This is a genomic window from Ekhidna lutea (genome assembly GCF_900188325.1).
Taxonomy (GTDB): domain Bacteria; phylum Bacteroidota; class Bacteroidia; order Cytophagales; family Cyclobacteriaceae; genus Ekhidna; species Ekhidna lutea.
On record NZ_FZPD01000002.1, the window covers coordinates 534,156 to 552,601 of the forward strand.

The window sequence follows — 18,446 nt, forward strand, 5'->3', positions numbered from 1 at the left end:
TTTGATGAAAAGGTATTTACTGTGTTTAAGATAGACTTTAATATTCCCGAATCATCCACCAAAATCAACCTCAAGGATTCAATATTCTTGATCGGCTCATGCTTTTCAAATGAGATTGGAAAAACCCTTACAGAAAACAAATTACAGAGTCTTTCTAATCCTTTTGGGACAATCTACAATCCATATTCGATTTTCAACCTTTTATCTAATTCAGCAGAAGCTAATGATGTGATTGAAAGCCAGAGTGTGTTCTATCACTGGGATGCGCATGGGGAAATATCCGGGTTAAGTGAATCAGAAACCATTTCCGTATTTGAAAAGCGAAACAAGGAATCACAGGCGTTCCTCAAAAATTGCAATTGGTTAATCATAACGTTAGGAACAGCGATTGTTTACGAAAATCAGGCAGGCCACATCGTTGCTAATTGTCATAAGGTGCCTGCAGGGAACTTTAAAAAAAGATACCTGAATCAGGAGGAAATCATCAGTCAATATTCAAGTCTTCACTCCTATCTAAATGATATAAATCCAGACTTGAAAATTGTGTTTACAGTTAGCCCGGTCAGACACATTCGTGATGGATTAGTTGAAAACAACAGAAGTAAAGCAATTCTGATTGATGCCATTCATACTATCACATCACAGTACAAAAACACCAGCTATTTTCCATCTTATGAAATAGTGGTAGATGAATTACGAGATTACCGCTTTTTCAAAACTGATCGAGTTCACCCAACTGAAGAAGCAACTGAATATGTATGGAATCAATTTGTTCAAACCTACTTTGACAGTGAAACTCAAGACTTCCTACAAGAATGGAACAAGTTAAAAGCTGCCATTCATCATCGCCCTTTTCAGCCTGAATCTAAGTCTCATCAGGCCTTTCTTAAATCGACCCTGGAGAAGCTAAAAAAACTGAATGAAAAAGTAGATCTGAGTGTTGAGGTTGCTAAAGTGAGTCAACAATTAACATGAGACTTCTATTCATTCTACTGATCATTACAGCAGCCTGTCAATCAAAAAGTCAAACTGAAATGCACGAATACACCAACGACCTGATCGATTCAACAAGCCCATACCTGCAACAACATGCGCACAACCCAGTCAATTGGCAGGAATGGGGTGAAAAAGCGTTGCAACAGGCCAAAGATGAAGACAAACCCATCCTGGTGAGTATTGGCTATTCCAGCTGTCACTGGTGTCACGTGATGGAAAAGGAATCATTCGAAGACACGGCTGTTGCCAAAATCATGAATGATCACTTCATAAACATCAAGGTGGATAGGGAAGAGCGACCGGATGTAGACCAGGTATATATGGATGCTGTACAGGCGATGGGCTTACATGGAGGCTGGCCATTGAATGTCTTTCTTACACCAGATCAGAAACCATTTTATGGAGGCACTTATTTCCCCAAACAAGGCTGGATCAATCTACTTACTAGCATCAATGAAGCCTTTGAAAATAACAGAGTGAAGATCAACGAATCTGCAGAAGCTTTCACACAAAACCTGCAAGCCAAAGAATCAGAAAAGTACAAACTGGAAGGAACGGACCACAGCCTGTCCACAGAAGAAATCAATACGATCTACCAAACGCTGAAAAAGAAATTTGATCGTGTCGATGGGGGCATCAAAAAATCGCCCAAGTTTCCAATGCCTTCTGTGTGGCAGTTTTTAGCTACCTATTATCACCAAACTAAAAATGAAGATGCATTAAAGCACCTGGAATTTACGCTCGAGAAGATTGCAGATGGTGGGATTTACGATCATGTGGGTGGTGGATTTGCTCGCTATAGTACGGATGAAGAATGGCATGTTCCCCACTTTGAAAAGATGCTCTATGACAATGGTCAACTGCTGAGTCTGTATGCCAATGGATTTAAGCTAACCAAAAATCCAAAATTTGAACGAACCATCCTTGAAACCATTGAATGGTTAGAGAGAGAAATGCTGGATGAATCCGGAGGATTCTATTCAGCCTTAGATGCAGACAGTGAAGGTGAAGAAGGAAAATTCTATGTGTGGAGCTATGAAGAGATTGTTGAGCTAGCTGGCAATGACTCAAAAATGATTACTGAGTATTACGATGTGCAACCTGGTGGCAATTGGGAAGGGAAGAATGCATTTAGGGTGGTCGTCGATGAAAAGAAACTGGCTAAGAAATATAATTTAACAAAAGAAGAGTTTCTGAAACGAATAAAGGCCTTTAAGCAAAAAGCTTTGAAGGAACGTGAAAAGAGAATTAGACCTGGTTTGGATGATAAGATCATTGCAGGATGGAACGGGTTAACATTAACTGGCTTGTCTGATGCATATCAGGCCTTGCAAGATTCTTCCATTCTCTCATTAGCTTCAAAAAATGCTTCATTTATCAAGAGTCTCATTAGAGATGGCGAGCTCAAACGATTTCCAAATAAGGAAATGGAAGGCTTCATGGAGGATTACGTTGCTGTAATCCAGGGGTTCATTAAATATTATGAAACTACGTTGGATCGCAAATACCTGGAGCTAGCCAAAGACTTAACACAAAGAGCAGAGGAAGCCTTTTTTGACAAAAGCGAGAATCTCTACTTCTTCGCCAGCGATGATGATGCTAACCTGATAGCCAGAAAGAAAGAACTCTTTGATAATGTGATTCCATCCTCCAACTCCATTATGGCGTGGAACCTGGTTCATCTTGGCACACATTTCTATGATGATCAAATGATTGAAAAAGGGGAATCTATTCTGGCACAGACTAAAAAACTGATCATTCAGGAACCGGAATATTTAAGCAACTGGGGACTCCTGGCATTGGAGCTTTCAGGCAATTTCGCAGAGGTGATCATCGTTGGTCCGAAAGCAAAAGAATACACCAATCAAATCAACCAGTATTTTTTACCAGACAAGATTATTTCCGGAACGCTAACAGAATCAGAAAAGACACCATTTGAACTAAAAACGGCTCTTAATGGTGAAACAACCATCTATGTATGCTACAATAAATCGTGTAAGCGACCCGTAACAACCGTTGAGGATGCTTTAAAGCAAATGGATTAAATTTGATATTATGGATTCAACATTGAGTAAGGCTGAAATCATTGATGGGATAAAAAACATGCCTGATGAATTTACCCTTGATGAATTAATTGATCGCTTCATTTTTATTGAAAAGGTGAAGAAAGGGCTAAAATCAGCTGAAGAAGGTAAGTTGACTTCACATGAAGAAGTTAAAAATATGGTTAGTAAATGGGCAAAATAGTTTGGACTGATGATGCCATAACCGATCTCAAAGAGATACACGATTACATTTCATTAGATTCTTTAACAGCTGCCTCCAGGCTCTCAAATTCTTTAGTTAAGCGAGTTGAAATCCTTCAGAATTATCCTGAATCAGGAAGAGTGGTTCCGGAATTCGGCGATAAAAGAATCCGAGAGCTTATTAAAGGAAACTATCGGATTGTATACCGAATAGTTTCTGAGATTGAAATCAATATTTTAAGAATTCATCATTCTGCTCGTCAACTTCTAAAATGACTTACGCGGAAATCATACTACCCCTCCCCCTTCCGGGCACCTTTACATATCTGGTTCCACCCGAAGATCGGGGAAAAGTTGCAGCTGGATCCAGAGTGGTTGTTTCATTCGGGAAGAAGAAAATCTATACCGGAATCGTACTCAAGCTACATGATCAGTCTCCCGAAGAATATCGGCCAAAGGAACTACTGGAAGTGCTGGACGACAAGCCTATTGTCAATGAACTGCAGTTGAAGTTTTTCCAATGGATGAGTCGATACTACATGTGCTCATTAGGCGAGGTTATCAATGCGGCATTACCAGCTGCACTTAAATTATCAAGTGAGTCATTTGTGGGTATCAATCCTGAAATCAATCCCGATGATGAAGATCTGGACAACCGAGAGTGGGAGTTGCTGCGAGCTTTAAAAACCAACGACCTCACCATGAAAGATGTAAGTGAGGTATTGGGGCTAAAGCAACCTCAGCGTATCCTTAAGCAGCTTTCAGAAAAAGGACTCATTGACCTGTTTGAAAAAGTAAAAGATAAGTACCAACCTAAGAAGGTCAAACGCATTCGGATTGCAGATGACTTCCTGGAAGAAGATATGCTGGAGGCCCTCATCAATGAGTTGGAATCCAGACCAAAACAACAGGATATGATTCTGGCATACCTGCGAGATATCCCTGTATTAGATAACCCAAATAGCAATGCCCGTGGAATTGAGAAATCAACCCTGCTTTCCTCAGACATTAGTCCCTCCTCCGTCAAAACACTTGTAAAAAATAATGTTCTTATCGAATGGGAAGAAGTGGTTTCCAGACTTCCAGCTGATACTTCTGGAATGCAGGGAACTGTTCAGCTAAGTCAGGTGCAGGAATCCTGCAAGCGATCGATCGTACAATCCTTCGAAAAGCATAATACTACGCTTCTCCATGGAATAACCGGAAGTGGTAAGACCGAAATCTTCATCGAATTGATAAAAGAGCAGATAGCTTCAGGTAAGCAGGTGCTCTATTTACTTCCGGAGATCGCGCTCACTACTCAGATCATCGCCAGACTTCACAAGATTTTTGGTGATTCTTTTGGGGTATACCATTCAAGGTATTCAGACAATGAGCGTGTGGAAGTCTGGCAAAAAGTTCTCAAGAAAGAATATCAATTTGTGGTTGGTGTCCGTAGTGCAGTTTTCCTCCCCTTCTCCGACTTGGGATTGATCATTGTAGATGAGGAGCACGAGCCATCTTACAAACAATTCGAACCAGCCCCAAGGTATCATGCCCGCGATTCAGCCATATACCTATCCACTATTCATGACGCACATGTCCTGCTTGGAACAGCAACCCCATCTCTTGAGACCTATCAAAATGCACTGGATGATAAGTATGGAATCGTAGAGTTAACCTCACGCTATGGAGAGGCCTATAATCCAGCCATGGAGTTTGCCAATGTAAATCGCGAGCGAAAACAACGGAAACTCAAAGGAAACTTCACATCTGTTTTGGTGGAGGCCATTCAGGAATCTTTGGACAGAAAAGAACAGGTTATCCTATTTCAAAACCGTCGGGGGTATGCATCCTACATCACCTGTGATAATTGCAGTACCATTCCTAAATGTCCGAACTGTGCTGTGAGCCTCACCTACCACCAATACAACAACAAGCTCGTTTGCCATTACTGTGGATATAATCAAAGCATGTATTCCGATTGCCTCCAATGCGGTAGTACTGAGTTACGAAATGTTGGGTTTGGTACGGAAGAGCTTGAAGAAGAACTGAAGCTTCTATTTCCCCAGGCTATTGTCCAACGGATGGATTTGGATACGACTCGAAGTAAGTATGGCTACCAGCGAATCATTGAAGAATTTGAAGAAGGAAATATTGATATTCTGGTTGGCACACAAATGGTGAGCAAAGGGCTGGATTTTGATCGGGTAAACCTGGTGGGTATTTTCGATACCGATCGCATGATTCACTTTCCGGACTTCCGCTCTCACGAAAGAGCTTATCATCTAATCACACAGGTCAGTGGAAGAGCAGGAAGAAAGTCGAAGAATGGTAAGGTAATCGTACAAACAAATGATCCCGATCAGGAACTGCTCCAGCGAGCTAAAAAAGATAACTACAGGGCATTTTTCCAATGGGAGATCATGGAGCGGGAACGTTTTCATTATCCACCATTTACACGGATCATCAATATCACCTTCAAGCATCGGGAGAAGCATGTTTCTTTTCAGGCTGCCAACTTTTTCGCATCAGATATCAGGAAAAATTTGGGAAATCAACGAATGATCGGTCCGGTAGAACCTCTTATTGGAAAAATCAGAAACCTGTACCTCCACGAAATCACATTGAAAATTGAGAAGCAAGGCATTAACTTGCCGGCTGTAAAAGAATACCTGAAATCTGTGGAAGTCATGATGAAGCAGATGCCGGCTTTTAAAAGTGTTGGCGTGGTATTTGACGTAGACCCGATATAGTGGCGAACCAAGTGAAACAACTACTTAGCATTTTCATTCTTTTCCTTTTGATCGTATCCTGCGATCCGTGTGATGATTGTAATACAGTCAGTTTCGAGCCAACTGTTGCCCTGGTGTTCATAAATCAGGATAGTATTAAAAATTTAAATGACAGTTTAGCTGTATTTGCATTTAATGACTCTGCTTTAAGTGTTCATGAAAGTGCACTTGATACTCTGAGGGATAGACTTGAAGAGGTTCAAAATGGTTTGGATACCGGAAATACATCTCTACAATCCGAGAAAGATAAAATCTTAAAACTCATACCTGAAAGACAAAGCGATAGCACATTTTATGCGACATTAAATGAGGATGCAGACTCTCTAACAGCTGTTTTTAATGCTACCAAGGCTACAATAAATTCGGGCTTGGTTGAACTTGATCAAATTGAGATTCTGGGGACAAGTACAATTTTTACTTATGAGGATAGTGCAACTGTATGGAGCATACCACTCTCCTATAATGAAGAGTTCAATCAGTATGAAATTACAATTGAAGGCATATCTGATATCATAGAGTTTGACTATGAAAATTTTCAGGAGGTAGATGACACAAGGAATGTTCTGATTAGAGCAAAAAACATTCAGATAATTGATTTTACAGAAAATAAAATCGATTCAATTCTTACAAATTGCAATGATAACTGTGTAGATGGTGAAGCAACGTTTACTATTTATTTTTAGCCTTGTGCTTTTAACTGGGGCATGCCTCGCTCAGGAAGCGGAGGTAGATTCCATTGATTATAAGCGAGCAATTACTCCATCGTTATACCTGGACTATGGAAAGCTATTTACTATACCCAGTACCCTTGAAACCAAATATGAGGGAGGACTGGAATTACTCATCAATGAAAAATTTCCATTGATTCTTGAACTAGGCCAAGCTACACTTACTCCTGAAGGTGCTTATTCAAACGGCACCTACGAAAGTGAAGGAATCTATTTTCGGTTAGGTGCGGGGTATGTTAGCCAGTTCAAACCAAAAAATAAAATAGGAATATCCACGAGGTATGCTGCCTCGAAATTTTCTGAGAATGGGCGAATTTTCATTGAGAGCCCATCAGGATCACAAGAAAGCTATATCCAAAACATTAATCGAAAAGACCTCAAAGCCAATTGGTATGAGGTCGTAGTATACTCTGATCGTACCTTATCAGACTTATTCACCATTGGACTTAATTTACGATTAAGAGTTTTGGCTAATTACGATGAACAAGAAGCCGTAGATGTCTATTCCATACCTGGGTATGGCCGTTCATTTGATAAGACTATTCCTGCAGCCAATTTGTTTTTAAAGATCAGTTTTTAAGAAATAAAAAAATTCATTCATTATAGTTTAGCTTCACAGTATTTGTGAAATAAATTTATTTTATGAAACAATTCTTCCTAATCACACTTCACTTAATTGTACTTATTTCGTACAGCCAAAATGTTACTTTAAATAAAAAATGGGTTTGGGATAATAATCCTAATTGCAATAAGCCTGAAGTCTTACAACCACATAAAAATTGGATTTATGACTTTTTAGCTAGTGATACTTTGAAAATAAGTAGATTGTTTCCAGATTATAAATCTTCAAAAGTGTTTAAACTAGATGGGAATAAAATCATCACTCAAGATGTCACGTATCAAATTAAAAAATTAACTACAGACACTTTATTATTACAACTACCCGCCGAAGGCTCTTGCGGCGAAATGCACTTTGTTAGTTATCATTCTTTAATAGATACTCAAAAAGAAAATTACTTCATTCACAATAGTGATACGGTTTATACAGCTACTTTCTACAACTTCCCCTTACTAGATAATATTCATTATAAAAGCAAAGTTGCAACTATTGTAAATCGATTGATCAGGGATACTTCCTGTGAAGTGAATATCTCATTTATTGTTACAAGCGATGGCTACTTAATAGGCAAAAAAGGTAAAACAGACTGTAAAAAAAACACAGATAAATTTATCACAAAGCTTTACGATCTAATCGAAGAAAACTGGTCCCCAATGAAAATAAATGGTAAGCCGGTCAGCACATATGTTAGAGTTGACATAAATAACAAAAAATATAACCTAATAGGCAATTAAGTGAATTCGAACACGAAAAAACATGCAATAATCATTGGTTCTATGAAATCAGGTACCTCTTCCCTTTTCAGGTATTTGGGACAGCATCCTGAGGTATGTCTTTCCAAACCTAAGGAAATCAATTTCTTTTCGAATCAGGAACCCGAAACAAAAACAATTGCTGACTATCAAAAATTATGGCGACCTAACAAAAATCACACTGTTCTTTTAGAGGGATCAACAAATTATAGTAAGCACCCTGCTTTTCCCGGTGTACCAAAAGCAATCAATGATTATCAAATAGATCCCTACTTAATTTACATTGTTCGAAACCCAATTGATCGTCTCGTTTCCCATTATAATCACTCAATTCTTCGTAATAGAAAAATTGAAATACTTGATCAGTATCTGGTAAATGTGAGCAGTTACCACTTGCAGCTAGCGCAATACAGAAAATATTTCAACAAGGAGAAAATACATATCGTTGACTTTCATGAGATGGTTGCCGATACCCAACGGACTGTAAGCCGTATTTTCAACTTCATGAATTTGAAGGACTGCCCTATTCAGGCCGACAAAGTCCACAATAAAACCAGAAAAAAGCTCTTTCAATTCAAGAAAACCAAACCCACCATGAAGTCAGCAGACCTATCGTCTGAACAATACAGTGAATTACAAGATCGTCTGGAGCCCGATATGATCAAGTTTGGTGAAGAGTACGAATTTGATATAAAAAAGTGGGGATTTTAAGTTACTCTACACCAAAACCAATCCTCCATCTCTTTTAAAAAAAGCAGGTTTAGTAGCAATTTTTAATTGCTATGAAATTTTAATTCCTTATTTACACCGGTTCATCGAATAATAGCTGCTGATTTGACACAGTGGTTCAAACATTTTTATCCTTGAACTACTTATATAGGGCTACCCGCTTAAAATGAGATCGTCTAAAAGAAATTTTGAAATGCAAATCTGGCTGATAGCTGTAGTTATCGGCTCTCTTCGTGCGCTCTACGGAGTTATCATGGATTTGATCTCCGCACCAATCATCAAAGAAGAACTAATTGTAGATGGTTTGCTTACGCTGGCATTCGTTTCAATTACCATTGGGATATATAGAGGAGTTATAAAAAAAATTCCCATACTTATAACTATCGTTTTAATTGTGCTTTTATGTATCAATATGGTTCAGTTTGGAGGTGTGGAGGGTATGACGGATTTCAACTTATTTGGTTTAGGTGCATTTATCATCCTTGGGCACCACAAGAAAGACCTCAAATTTCTTCTTCCATTTTATATCACCTGCGTCCTTCTTGTATTACTAGATGGCATTACGATCAAATTTCTGCAGTCAGTATTTTTCATTGAATTACTACATACGAAAGAAGACTTTATCGTGATTACCCTTTCAATAGGGGCTTTGGTTTATTATTTCAAGTATGCCATGGTCAATGAAAATACCTATTTGAGTCAGCAGAAAATAGGTTTAAAAAACAAAATTGAAATAAGAAAAAATCAACTTGAAGCTATCGATAAGCAAAGAAAACAATTGCTTTTACAGGCTGATTCAATAACAGAAGAACTTAATCAACAATCGGATGAATTAAACAAACATCATTCTGCTATCAATAATCACATGAATGTGGTTAAGAAAAAAATGGAACAACCGGTCAAGGAGCTTTTGGAGCTTTGTGAAGAGTTAGTTGAATCTAACCCCTATGATGGAAGCATTCTGCAATCAGCAAAAGAACTTGAAAGAGCTATACATCAATTTGAAAACCCAGGTGATGACAGGTAGTTCACCGGATATACAATCATACGAAAAAGTAGTATTCAAATACTGCTTAAAATTCGCGGTTTTATTCATGGTACTGCGAGTGCTTCACAATGTCTTTTTGGAACTTGACGCCTCTGTGATTTTTATCAACCTGCTGACCATAGGTATTCTAATCGGACTTATGTGGTTTTATAAAACTCATTTCCAAGTGTGTCTCTTGACAATGTATGGTCTCTTGATTTGCCTATTGATTATATCATGGAATTCATTTGGCGGCTGGACTGGTACAGTTCCCTTTTCTTACATGAGCATTTTAATATTTGTTATAATCACCTCGCATGGCTGGCTTAGGTTATTGATTATTGGGGTATTTATCATACTAATTTTTGGGATAGATTACATTTATAAGTCTGATGCAATAATTCCAATAGATGTCAATACGCTTAGCTTCAATTTTTTAATCAACATTATCATTCTTTCCGGACCGATTTATTTCTTCAAGAATGAATTTTTTAAACGGAGAAAGCAGATTGAAGCTACTAATAATGAACTTAAAAAAGAGGAACAAAGACACAGCTATCTAGAAAACATGCTGCATTCTCAAAAAAGTGATTTAGAAGCACTAAAAGAACAAAAGGAATTATTGTTGAAGTCAAAAAAAGAAAAAACCTCAGCCGCAATACAAACTCTGAAAAATTACAGTTTTGCTAACTCACATTTTGTCAAAAATCCCATCTCACAAATACGTCTTATGATTAATTTGATAAAAATGGATGACCCTGAACGAAATACGATATTGAACAAAATCTATCAAAAGACAGATCAACTTAACATCTTAATTGACGAGTTATCTGAGTCAATTCGAAACGATCATACAATTAAGGGAAACTAATACCTCACACATCTCCGTTTTCTCTCATCTTCTCATCTTCATAGGGTGCCAATATTCTCCGTTCAATCTCTGTAGCACATTGATTTAACTCTCCAATGAAGTTTTTATAGTTGTTGTAAGACGGGCTCACATGCCGTTTACAAAAGGCATACAAAAGGTAGTTCAGGTCACCATTTGCAGCAATGCCCGCTTCTTTCATTTGTTCAACTAGTTGATCCAGCTTGGGTCTGTCTTCCTGTTTGATATATGGCATTTGGTTTTCAATTTGGCTCTAAAATAAAAAAGAGCATAGTCACCCTATGCTCTTAGCTTTTAAATTCAGCATACTTTCTTAAGCAATTGTGGCACCATTTTGTGCATCAGCTCCTGGACTAACGGCTACAAGCTTCCCATCAGAATTCTCTGCAAAAAGCAGCATCCCCTGGGACTCCACACCCATAATCTTGCGTGGAGCAAGATTAGCCATCACAGTCACCTTCTTACCTACCATCTCTTCAGGAGTGAAATGCTTTGAAACACCACTTAAAATTATTCGTGTTTCAAGTCCCATGTCAACGGTAAACTTCAGTAGCTTATTAGACTTCTCCACCTTTTCAGCAGTTTTGATCTCTCCTACCCTTAGGTCCATCTTCATAAAATCATCAAAAACGATCTCATCTTTCAGCGCAGGTAAATCAGAAGTTGTATTTTCTTGTTCATTCATTTTCTTCGTTTCCATTAGTTTGTTCACTTGTGCTTCTACATCCTTGTCTTCAATTTTCTCAAAAAGCAGCGTTGCTTTATTCAGTTGATGTCCATTCGATAAGAAGTCAACACCACCTGCTTCAGTCCAGCCTCTCCGTACGGTATTCAGGATGCCTACCAGCTTCTCAGCAGTAAACGGTAGGAACGGCTCGCATACAATCGCCAGATTGGCACTGATCTGCAGTGCAATATTCAGAATAGTCTCCACCCTATTCTGATCTTCTTTTATCAATTTCCATGGTTCAGTATCTGCTAAATACTTGTTTCCAATTCTAGCAAGCTCCATCATCTGGCTGAGTGCCTCCCTAAACTTAAACTGATCCAACGCAACTTCAATCTTAGCTGGAATTTCATTGACAGCTTTTATCACATCCTCATCAATAGGCTGCAATTCATTTCTAGTTGGCACTTTACCATCAAAATACTTGTGAGTCAGTACCACCGCACGATTCACAAAGTTTCCGAAGATGGCTACCAGCTCACTATTATTTCTTGTTTGGAAATCTTTCCACGTGAAATCATTGTCCTTAGTCTCTGGCGCATTGGCCGTTAACGTGTAACGCAAGACATCTTGCTTATCTGGAAATTCTTCCAAATATTCATGCAGCCACACCGCCCAGTTACGTGATGTAGATATTTTGTTGCTCTCCAGATTTAGAAATTCATTTGCTGGCACATTGTCAGGAAGCACATAGCTTCCCTCTGCCTTCAAAAGCGTTGGGAAAATGATGCAGTGAAAAACGATATTGTCTTTTCCTATAAAGTGAAGTAAACGGGTATCCTCAGACTTCCAGTAATCCTCCCAATTTTTACCATTGTCCTTTGCCCATTGCTTAGTGGCAGAGATGTATCCAATCGGTGCATCAAACCAAACATATAGGACTTTTCCATCTCCTCCTTCTACTGGAACTGGGATTCCCCATTTCAGGTCTCTTGTCATTGGTCGTGGGCGCAAGCCATTGTCGATCCAGCTTTTACACTGTCCATACACATTTGACTTCCATTCTTTGTGCCCTTCCAGCAACCATTCTTTAAGCCATGGTTCGTACTTATCTAGAGGCAAGTACCAATGCTTCGTTTCCTTCATTACAGGAACCTCACCACTCAGCATGGACTTTGGATTTTTCAACTCAGTTGGACTAAGTGTAGATCCACACTTTTCACACTGATCGCCATAAGCTTCTTCAAATCCACAATTTGGACAAGTTCCTTTGATGTATCTGTCAGCAAGAAATTGTTGTTCTTTCTCATCGAAAAATTGCTCAGAGGTCTCTACAGCAAACTTTCCTTCAGCTTCCATCTTTTTAAAGAACTCAGAAGCTGTTTCATGATGAAGCTCTGAAGAAGTACGGTGGTAGATGTCAAAACTGATCCCAAACTTCTCGAATGAATCCTTGATTTGGGTGTGATAAAAATCCACGACTTCTTGTGGTGACTTCCCTTCTTTTCTAGCCCTTAATTCAATGGCGACACCATGCTCATCCGAGCCACTTACAAAGGCCACATCTTCGCCCTTACTCCTGAGGTATCTTACGTAAATATCTGCTGGCACATATACACCTGCCAGGTGTCCAATATGAACAGGCCCATTTGCATAGGGAAGTGCTGCTGAGATTGTATGTCTTTTGTATTGTTTGCTCATAAATTCGATAAGAGTCCGCAAATATAAGTTTTGTGTTTACCTCTTATAGTGTATTCCACAATCATTTGGTCTAATTTTGCGCTCGAATTCAAATTGGAATGCAAGAAATAAGAAATATCGCCATCATCGCACACGTTGATCATGGCAAAACCACACTCGTTGATAAAATCATTTATGCAACGCAGGAGTTTAGAGAAAACCAGGAAAAAGGAGAATTGATCCTTGACAACAATGACCTGGAGCGTGAGAGAGGTATTACGATACTCTCCAAAAACGTATCCGCCGAATACAAAGGCGTAAAAATCAATATCATCGATACACCTGGTCACTCCGATTTTGGTGGGGAAGTTGAGCGTGTATTGAAAATGGCTGACGGGGTAATCCTATTATGTGATGCTTTTGAAGGGCCAATGCCTCAAACTCGATTTGTATTAGGAAAAGCACTAGCTCTTGGCCTTACTCCGATCGTTGTAGTAAACAAGGTGGACAAAGAAAACTGTCGTCCTGACGAGGTGCACGAACAAGTATTTGATTTGATGTTCTCATTGGATGCGACTGAGGAACAACTTGACTTCCACACGCTTTACGGATCAAGTAAGCAAGGGTGGATGAGTGACGATTGGAAAAAGCCTACCGACAACATCACTCCATTATTAGACAAAATAATCGAAGTAATACCAGCACCAAAATTCAAAGATGGTGTCCCAGCAATGCGAATCACTTCGCTTGATTACTCATCTTTTACGGGTAGGATAGCGATTGGTCGAGTATGGCAAGGAACGCTAAAAGAAGGTGCTTCACTTGGCATCAGCAAGAAGGATGGCTCAATGAAAAGAGTGAAAATCAAGGAACTACACATATTTGAAGGTCTGGGTAAAAAGAGAGTTGCTGAAGTGAGAGCAGGTGATATCTGTGCAGTTACAGGCATTGAAGGATTCGAAATTGGTGATACACTAACTGATTTTGACAACCCAGAAATCCTGGAACGAATTGCTATTGATGAGCCTACCATGAGTATGCTTTTCACTATCAATGATTCACCATTCTTCGGTAAAGAAGGGAAATTTGTGACTTCTCGACACTTGCGCGATCGTTTGATGAAGGAGCTTGAGAAAAACCTTGCATTAAGAGTGCAGGAAACAGATAAAGAAGATAAGTTTCTAGTGTTTGGTAGAGGCGTGCTTCACTTGTCTGTATTGATTGAAACCATGCGTCGCGAAGGTTATGAGCTACAGGTAGGTCAGCCACAGGTACTTTTCAAAGAAGATGAAAACGGTCAAAAGCTTGAGCCTATAGAGCATATGGTAATAGATGTTCCGGAAGAATATTCTGGAAAAGCGATTGAATTGGTGACTCAGCGTAAAGGAGAATTGAAAGTAATGGAGCCGAAAGGAAATATTCAGCACCTGGAATTTGAAATTCCTTCACGAGGATTAATTGGACTGAGAAACAACATGCTAACGGCAACTGCCGGAGAAGCGGTGATGACACATAGACTTAAGGAATATCAACCATTCAAAGGGAATATTCCAAGTAGAATCAACGGTTCATTGATCTCAATTGAAAACGGTCCGGGAACTGCATATTCTATAGATAAACTTCAGGACAGAGGATCTTTCTTCGTTGACCCTGGGGTAGACTTGTATGTAGGTCAGGTAATTGGCGAGCACTCAAGAAGTAATGACCTTGTTGTGAATATCCAAAAAGGAAAGAAACTCACAAACATGAGAACTTCTGGTACTGACAACAACGCGAAGATTATTCCTGCCAAAAAATTCAGTCTGGAAGAAGCCTTGGAGTACATCCAAAAGGATGAATACGTTGAGGTGACACCAAAATCAATCCGAATGCGAAAGATCTATTTGGATGAAAATCAGCGCAAGCGAATGGCCAACGCAGAATCCGCTATGACATAGTTGATAATATTTCAGCAACACATCTAAAGCCTACTTTACAGTAGGCTTTTTTATTTTACAAACCACAAAACCTCAAACGTTACCATCCATATAAATTAAACACTGATAACAGCTAAACAAGGGTTTAACATTTAAAATTGCATATTCAATAGTTTTAGAGCATTATGAAAAAATTACTCGCTTATTCCCTGCTATTTTCAAGCATATCTTTACTTGCACAGGAAAGCTACAAGATCAATATCGACCTCACTAAAGCAAAAAACGATAAAGTCCCTGTAGAAATAACCCTACCGGAGATTACTGAGGATACTGTAGAATACCACATGGCTAAAGTAGTTCCAGGCACATATAGTATTTCAGATTTTGGAAGGTTTGTCACTGAGTTTAAAGCTTTTGATAAGGAAGGTAATAAGCTCAAGTTTGAAAAAGCCAGCACCAATAGGTGGGTCATCCCTAACGCAAAAGAATTAGCCAAAATTTCTTACTGGATAGAAGACTCTTATGACGACTTTGATGGGTACGGTGATAATAAACTATTCGAACCGGGAGGAATGAGTATCGAAGCTGACAATGGAGTCTATGTGTTGAATACATTTGGATTCATTGGTTATGTTGATGGTTATAAATTCAAACCCTTCGAGCTAACCATAACACATGACGAAGAAATAAAAGGCGCTACTTCTCTAAAGAGATCTAATGAGACTGCAACCAGCGATACATTTATCGCTGACAACTATAATTTTCTTGCCGATGCACCAATCATGTATTCAAAGCCGGATATAGTTACCAAAGAGATTGCCGGTGCTGAGGTGCTGGTATCGGTTTATTCGCCAAATAAGATATTGAGTGCCGCAGACGTGATGGACAACATCGATGAGTTAATGGAAGCCCAGGCCAAATACCTGGGAGGCAAACTACCTGTGGACCGATATGCGTACCTCATCTACCTTTTTGATGGACCTACCATCTCAGGAGCATGGGGTGCATTGGAGCATTCCTATTCTTCCCTTTACACACTCCCTGAAATGGATCCAGCGAGGATCAGTCAGACAGTGAAAGATGTAGCGGCTCACGAGTTTTTTCACATTGTAACTCCACTAAACATACACTCAGAAGAGATTCACGATTTCAACTACATCGAACCCGAAATGAGTCAGCACCTCTGGCTCTATGAAGGTGTGACTGAATATTCATCCCATCACGTCCAGGTTAAATATGATTTGTACGACCTGGAAGATTTCCTCGAACAGATGAAGGATAAAATGAATCAGCAGGATCAATACAATGTCGACATACCATATACAGAGTTTAGTGAAAACATACTTGAGCCTGTAAATGAACGAAGATATGGAGACGTTTATGCCGGCGGAGCATTAATCGCATGGTGTCTGGATTTAACCATCATTAAATCCACCAATGGGCAAAAAGATTTACAAGCAGTCTTAAGAGAGCTTTCTAAACAATATGGACCCAAAAAGGCGTTTAAAGATGAGGAGTTGTTCTCAGAAATTGAGAAAATCACTAACAATGAAGTTGGTGACTTCCTCAGAACATATGTCGGTGGTGCTGAAAAGCTGCCGTACAGTAAGATTCTGGGTTGGGCCGGCATTCGATATTCTCCTGAAAGCGATGAGCAGGTAATTACTGCAGGTAAATTCACTCCTGCATTAAATGAAGAACAAGAAATTTACGTTGCAGGAGTTGATGAGATGAATGAGTTTGGTAAAGATTTAGGATTCAAAGAGGGGGATGTGCTATTGGAGTGGAACGGAAAAGAAATCACGCTTGAAACTTTCTCTGAAGTAATACAATCATTTTATAATGAGACAGAAGCGGGTGATAAGATTACTGTTTTGGTCAGACGTGAAGTAAAAAATAAAATGAAGGAAGTAAAACTTAAGGCGAAAGCAAAAAAAGTAAAATCATCTCAAAAACATTCACTTGAGGTAATTGAAAACCCTTCACCAGAGCAGCAAAAAATCAGATCTTTTTGGTTGGGTACTGAGTAACCTAATGCTCAGTAGAAAGTATATGATAATAGACCTAATGATCAATGAAGAGAAATAATAAACTATTTATAGGCGGTGGTGTCCTCCTACTTGTCATATTGTTCTTCGTGTTTTCAGGAAGTTCATCCGAGACCGGGCCAGAAGTGGTGGTAGAAGTAGAGCAAGGCGAATTCGTGATAGATATAATGACATCCGGATCACTAGATGCTAAAAACTCAGTTCCAATAAAAGGGCCAACTGGTCTACGAAATTATCGAATTTGGAATGTGACCATTCAGGATATTATTGATGAAGGCACGGAAGTAAAAAAAGGGCAATATGTTGCAAGGCTAGATCAATCCGAACTAACCGGAAAAATCAAAGATTCCCAACTCGAAGTAGATGAGACTCAGTCACAATTTACCCAGACAAGACTGGATACTGCGCTAACCATGCGTCAAGCCAGAGATGAGCTCATCAACCTTGAATATACCGTGCGAGAAAAGCAGCTCACGTTGGATCAATCTCAATTTGAACCTCCTGCTACTATTCAGAAAGCAGAGATAGAGCTTGAAAAAGCAAAAAGAGGGTTGCAGCAGGCGAAGGAAAACTATGAAATAAAGCGCCAACAAAATGTAGCAAAAATGCAAGAAGCATCCGCTGAATTACGGGGGGATAAAAACGAACTTGAAGGCTTGATGGCTCTATCACAGGGCTTCACCATTTTGGCACCTCAGGATGGTATGCTTATTTATGAACGCAGCTGGGATGGTAAGCCTGTAAAGGCTGGATCACAAGTTAGTGCATGGGATCCTGTAGTAGCCACCCTTCCTGACCTCACAAAGATGATTTCCAAGACGTATGTCAATGAGGTGGACATCAGAAAGGTGAAAAGAGGACAGAGCGTTGAAATTGGATTTGATGCTTTTCCTGATAAGAATCTAAAAGGAAGAGTCACTAAAGTGGCTAATGTGGGCGAGCAAAGGCCTAATTCAGATGCCAAAGTATTTGAAGTCGAGATTGAAGTTTTCGGAACAGATCCATTGCTCAAACCAGGTATGACGACTAGCAATAAAATCATTACGAAAACAGTAGAGGATGCCCTATTCATTCCGTTGGAATGCCTGCACTCCCAGCACGACTCTATTACCTATGTATATAAGAAAAGTGGAGCATCCACTGTAAAACAAGAGGTCATCATCGGTGATGCAAATGCAGAGCACGTTCATATAATTGCCGGACTAGATGCCGGTGATAGAGTACACTTGTCATCTGTTCAGGGTATGGAAAATAAAGAAGTGATTCTACTTGAAGAGATGAATGGCAAGCGAAACCCACAGAAAGTAGAAGCGGAACCTGAGCCGATTCAAAATGAAAGCCAACAGCCCCAACGTAGGAGAAGAAATAACTAAGC

Annotated in this window: 16 protein-coding genes; 14 read left to right on the forward strand and 2 right to left on the reverse strand. The window is 39.4% G+C overall.

The annotated features are described in order from the left end of the window. The first annotated feature begins 21 nt into the window (after window positions 1–21). From CHB71_RS06155 to CHB71_RS06205, 11 genes are all read left to right on the forward strand, one after another. Window positions 22–975 carry a GSCFA domain-containing protein gene (locus CHB71_RS06155; protein ID WP_179213326.1) on the forward strand — a complete coding sequence of 318 codons (954 nt, stop codon included), beginning with the start codon at window positions 22–24 and terminating at the stop codon, window positions 973–975. Continuing rightward, window positions 972–3,041, forward strand: a complete 2,070-nt coding sequence (locus CHB71_RS06160) for a thioredoxin domain-containing protein (RefSeq protein WP_245811226.1) — start codon at window positions 972–974, stop codon at window positions 3,039–3,041. Before CHB71_RS06155 ends, CHB71_RS06160 begins: the two co-directional genes overlap by 4 nt. 10 nt (window positions 3,042–3,051) lie before the next feature. After that, window positions 3,052–3,243: a hypothetical protein gene (locus CHB71_RS06165; protein WP_089356022.1), complete on the forward strand. Its 192-nt coding sequence runs from the start codon at window positions 3,052–3,054 to the stop codon at window positions 3,241–3,243. Continuing rightward, a complete protein-coding gene (locus tag CHB71_RS06170; protein ID WP_089356023.1) occupies window positions 3,231–3,518 on the forward strand; it encodes a type II toxin-antitoxin system RelE/ParE family toxin in 288 nt (95 codons plus the stop codon). Before CHB71_RS06165 ends, CHB71_RS06170 begins: the two co-directional genes overlap by 13 nt. Then, window positions 3,515–5,977 carry a replication restart helicase PriA gene (gene priA / locus CHB71_RS06175; RefSeq protein WP_089356024.1) on the forward strand — a complete coding sequence of 821 codons (2,463 nt, stop codon included), beginning with the start codon at window positions 3,515–3,517 and terminating at the stop codon, window positions 5,975–5,977. The genes CHB71_RS06170 and priA overlap by 4 nt, the downstream gene beginning before the upstream one ends. Window positions 5,978–5,988: 11 nt before the next feature. Further along, window positions 5,989–6,699 carry a hypothetical protein gene (locus tag CHB71_RS06180; protein WP_144017342.1) on the forward strand — a complete coding sequence of 237 codons (711 nt, stop codon included), beginning with the start codon at window positions 5,989–5,991 and terminating at the stop codon, window positions 6,697–6,699. Continuing rightward, the gene (locus CHB71_RS06185; RefSeq protein WP_089356026.1) at window positions 6,668–7,324 is read left to right on the forward strand and encodes a DUF6048 family protein; all 657 of its coding nucleotides are present in this window, start codon (window positions 6,668–6,670) and stop codon (window positions 7,322–7,324) included. The genes CHB71_RS06180 and CHB71_RS06185 overlap by 32 nt, the downstream gene beginning before the upstream one ends. A 62-nt stretch (window positions 7,325–7,386) precedes the next feature. Beyond that, window positions 7,387–8,097: a hypothetical protein gene (locus CHB71_RS06190; RefSeq protein ID WP_089356027.1), complete on the forward strand. Its 711-nt coding sequence runs from the start codon at window positions 7,387–7,389 to the stop codon at window positions 8,095–8,097. Then, window positions 8,098–8,826, forward strand: a complete 729-nt coding sequence (locus tag CHB71_RS06195; protein WP_144017343.1) for a sulfotransferase family protein — start codon at window positions 8,098–8,100, stop codon at window positions 8,824–8,826. A gap of 184 nt (window positions 8,827–9,010) precedes the next feature. Beyond that, complete coding sequence (locus tag CHB71_RS06200) at window positions 9,011–9,871, forward strand: hypothetical protein (RefSeq protein ID WP_089356029.1); 861 nt, start codon at window positions 9,011–9,013, stop codon at window positions 9,869–9,871. Beyond that, window positions 9,792–10,742 (forward strand): hypothetical protein, encoded by a 951-nt coding sequence (locus CHB71_RS06205; RefSeq protein ID WP_144017344.1) that lies wholly within the window; start codon window positions 9,792–9,794, stop codon window positions 10,740–10,742. The genes CHB71_RS06200 and CHB71_RS06205 overlap by 80 nt, the downstream gene beginning before the upstream one ends. Before the next feature lie 4 nt (window positions 10,743–10,746). On the opposite strand, the gene CHB71_RS06210 is transcribed toward CHB71_RS06205, so the two are convergent. Together CHB71_RS06210 and metG are read right to left on the reverse strand one after the other, a co-directional pair. Further along, window positions 10,747–10,995, reverse strand: a complete 249-nt coding sequence (locus CHB71_RS06210; protein WP_089356031.1) for a DUF6899 family protein — start codon at window positions 10,993–10,995, stop codon at window positions 10,747–10,749. A 78-nt stretch (window positions 10,996–11,073) separates the two neighbouring features. Then, the gene (gene metG / locus CHB71_RS06215) at window positions 11,074–13,128 is read right to left on the reverse strand and encodes a methionine--tRNA ligase (RefSeq protein ID WP_089356032.1); all 2,055 of its coding nucleotides are present in this window, start codon (window positions 13,126–13,128) and stop codon (window positions 11,074–11,076) included. 98 nt (window positions 13,129–13,226) lie between these two features. Here metG and typA point away from each other — a divergent pair, with 98 nt between their 5' ends. The 3 genes from typA to CHB71_RS06230 all read left to right on the forward strand — a co-directional run bounded on the left by typA (window position 13,227) and on the right by CHB71_RS06230 (window position 18,444). Further along, window positions 13,227–15,044 carry a translational GTPase TypA gene (gene typA, locus CHB71_RS06220; protein WP_089356033.1) on the forward strand — a complete coding sequence of 606 codons (1,818 nt, stop codon included), beginning with the start codon at window positions 13,227–13,229 and terminating at the stop codon, window positions 15,042–15,044. Between the two features lie 164 nt (window positions 15,045–15,208). Continuing rightward, entirely contained in the window at window positions 15,209–17,053 is a 1,845-nt protein-coding gene (locus CHB71_RS06225; RefSeq protein ID WP_089356034.1) for a M61 family metallopeptidase, read from the forward strand. Between the two features lie 44 nt (window positions 17,054–17,097). Then, window positions 17,098–18,444 carry an efflux RND transporter periplasmic adaptor subunit gene (locus CHB71_RS06230; protein WP_089356035.1) on the forward strand — a complete coding sequence of 449 codons (1,347 nt, stop codon included), beginning with the start codon at window positions 17,098–17,100 and terminating at the stop codon, window positions 18,442–18,444. Window positions 18,445–18,446 lie beyond the last annotated feature (2 nt).

Coding starts and splice junctions, on each gene's coding strand:
- CHB71_RS06160 (WP_245811226.1), top strand. CDS start 972: ATGAGACTTCTATTCATTCTACTGATCATTACAGCAGCCTGTCAATCA.
- CHB71_RS06165 (WP_089356022.1), top strand. CDS start 3,052: ATGGATTCAACATTGAGTAAGGCTGAAATCATTGATGGGATAAAAAAC.
- CHB71_RS06170 (WP_089356023.1), top strand. CDS start 3,231: ATGGGCAAAATAGTTTGGACTGATGATGCCATAACCGATCTCAAAGAG.
- priA (WP_089356024.1), top strand. CDS start 3,515: ATGACTTACGCGGAAATCATACTACCCCTCCCCCTTCCGGGCACCTTT.
- CHB71_RS06185 (WP_089356026.1), top strand. CDS start 6,668: ATGGTGAAGCAACGTTTACTATTTATTTTTAGCCTTGTGCTTTTAACT.
- CHB71_RS06190 (WP_089356027.1), top strand. CDS start 7,387: ATGAAACAATTCTTCCTAATCACACTTCACTTAATTGTACTTATTTCG.
- CHB71_RS06200 (WP_089356029.1), top strand. CDS start 9,011: ATGAGATCGTCTAAAAGAAATTTTGAAATGCAAATCTGGCTGATAGCT.
- CHB71_RS06205 (WP_144017344.1), top strand. CDS start 9,792: ATGATGGAAGCATTCTGCAATCAGCAAAAGAACTTGAAAGAGCTATAC.
- CHB71_RS06210 (WP_089356031.1), bottom strand. CDS start 10,995: ATGCCATATATCAAACAGGAAGACAGACCCAAGCTGGATCAACTAGTT.
- metG (WP_089356032.1), bottom strand. CDS start 13,128: ATGAGCAAACAATACAAAAGACATACAATCTCAGCAGCACTTCCCTAT.
- typA (WP_089356033.1), top strand. CDS start 13,227: ATGCAAGAAATAAGAAATATCGCCATCATCGCACACGTTGATCATGGC.
- CHB71_RS06225 (WP_089356034.1), top strand. CDS start 15,209: ATGAAAAAATTACTCGCTTATTCCCTGCTATTTTCAAGCATATCTTTA.
- CHB71_RS06230 (WP_089356035.1), top strand. CDS start 17,098: ATGAAGAGAAATAATAAACTATTTATAGGCGGTGGTGTCCTCCTACTT.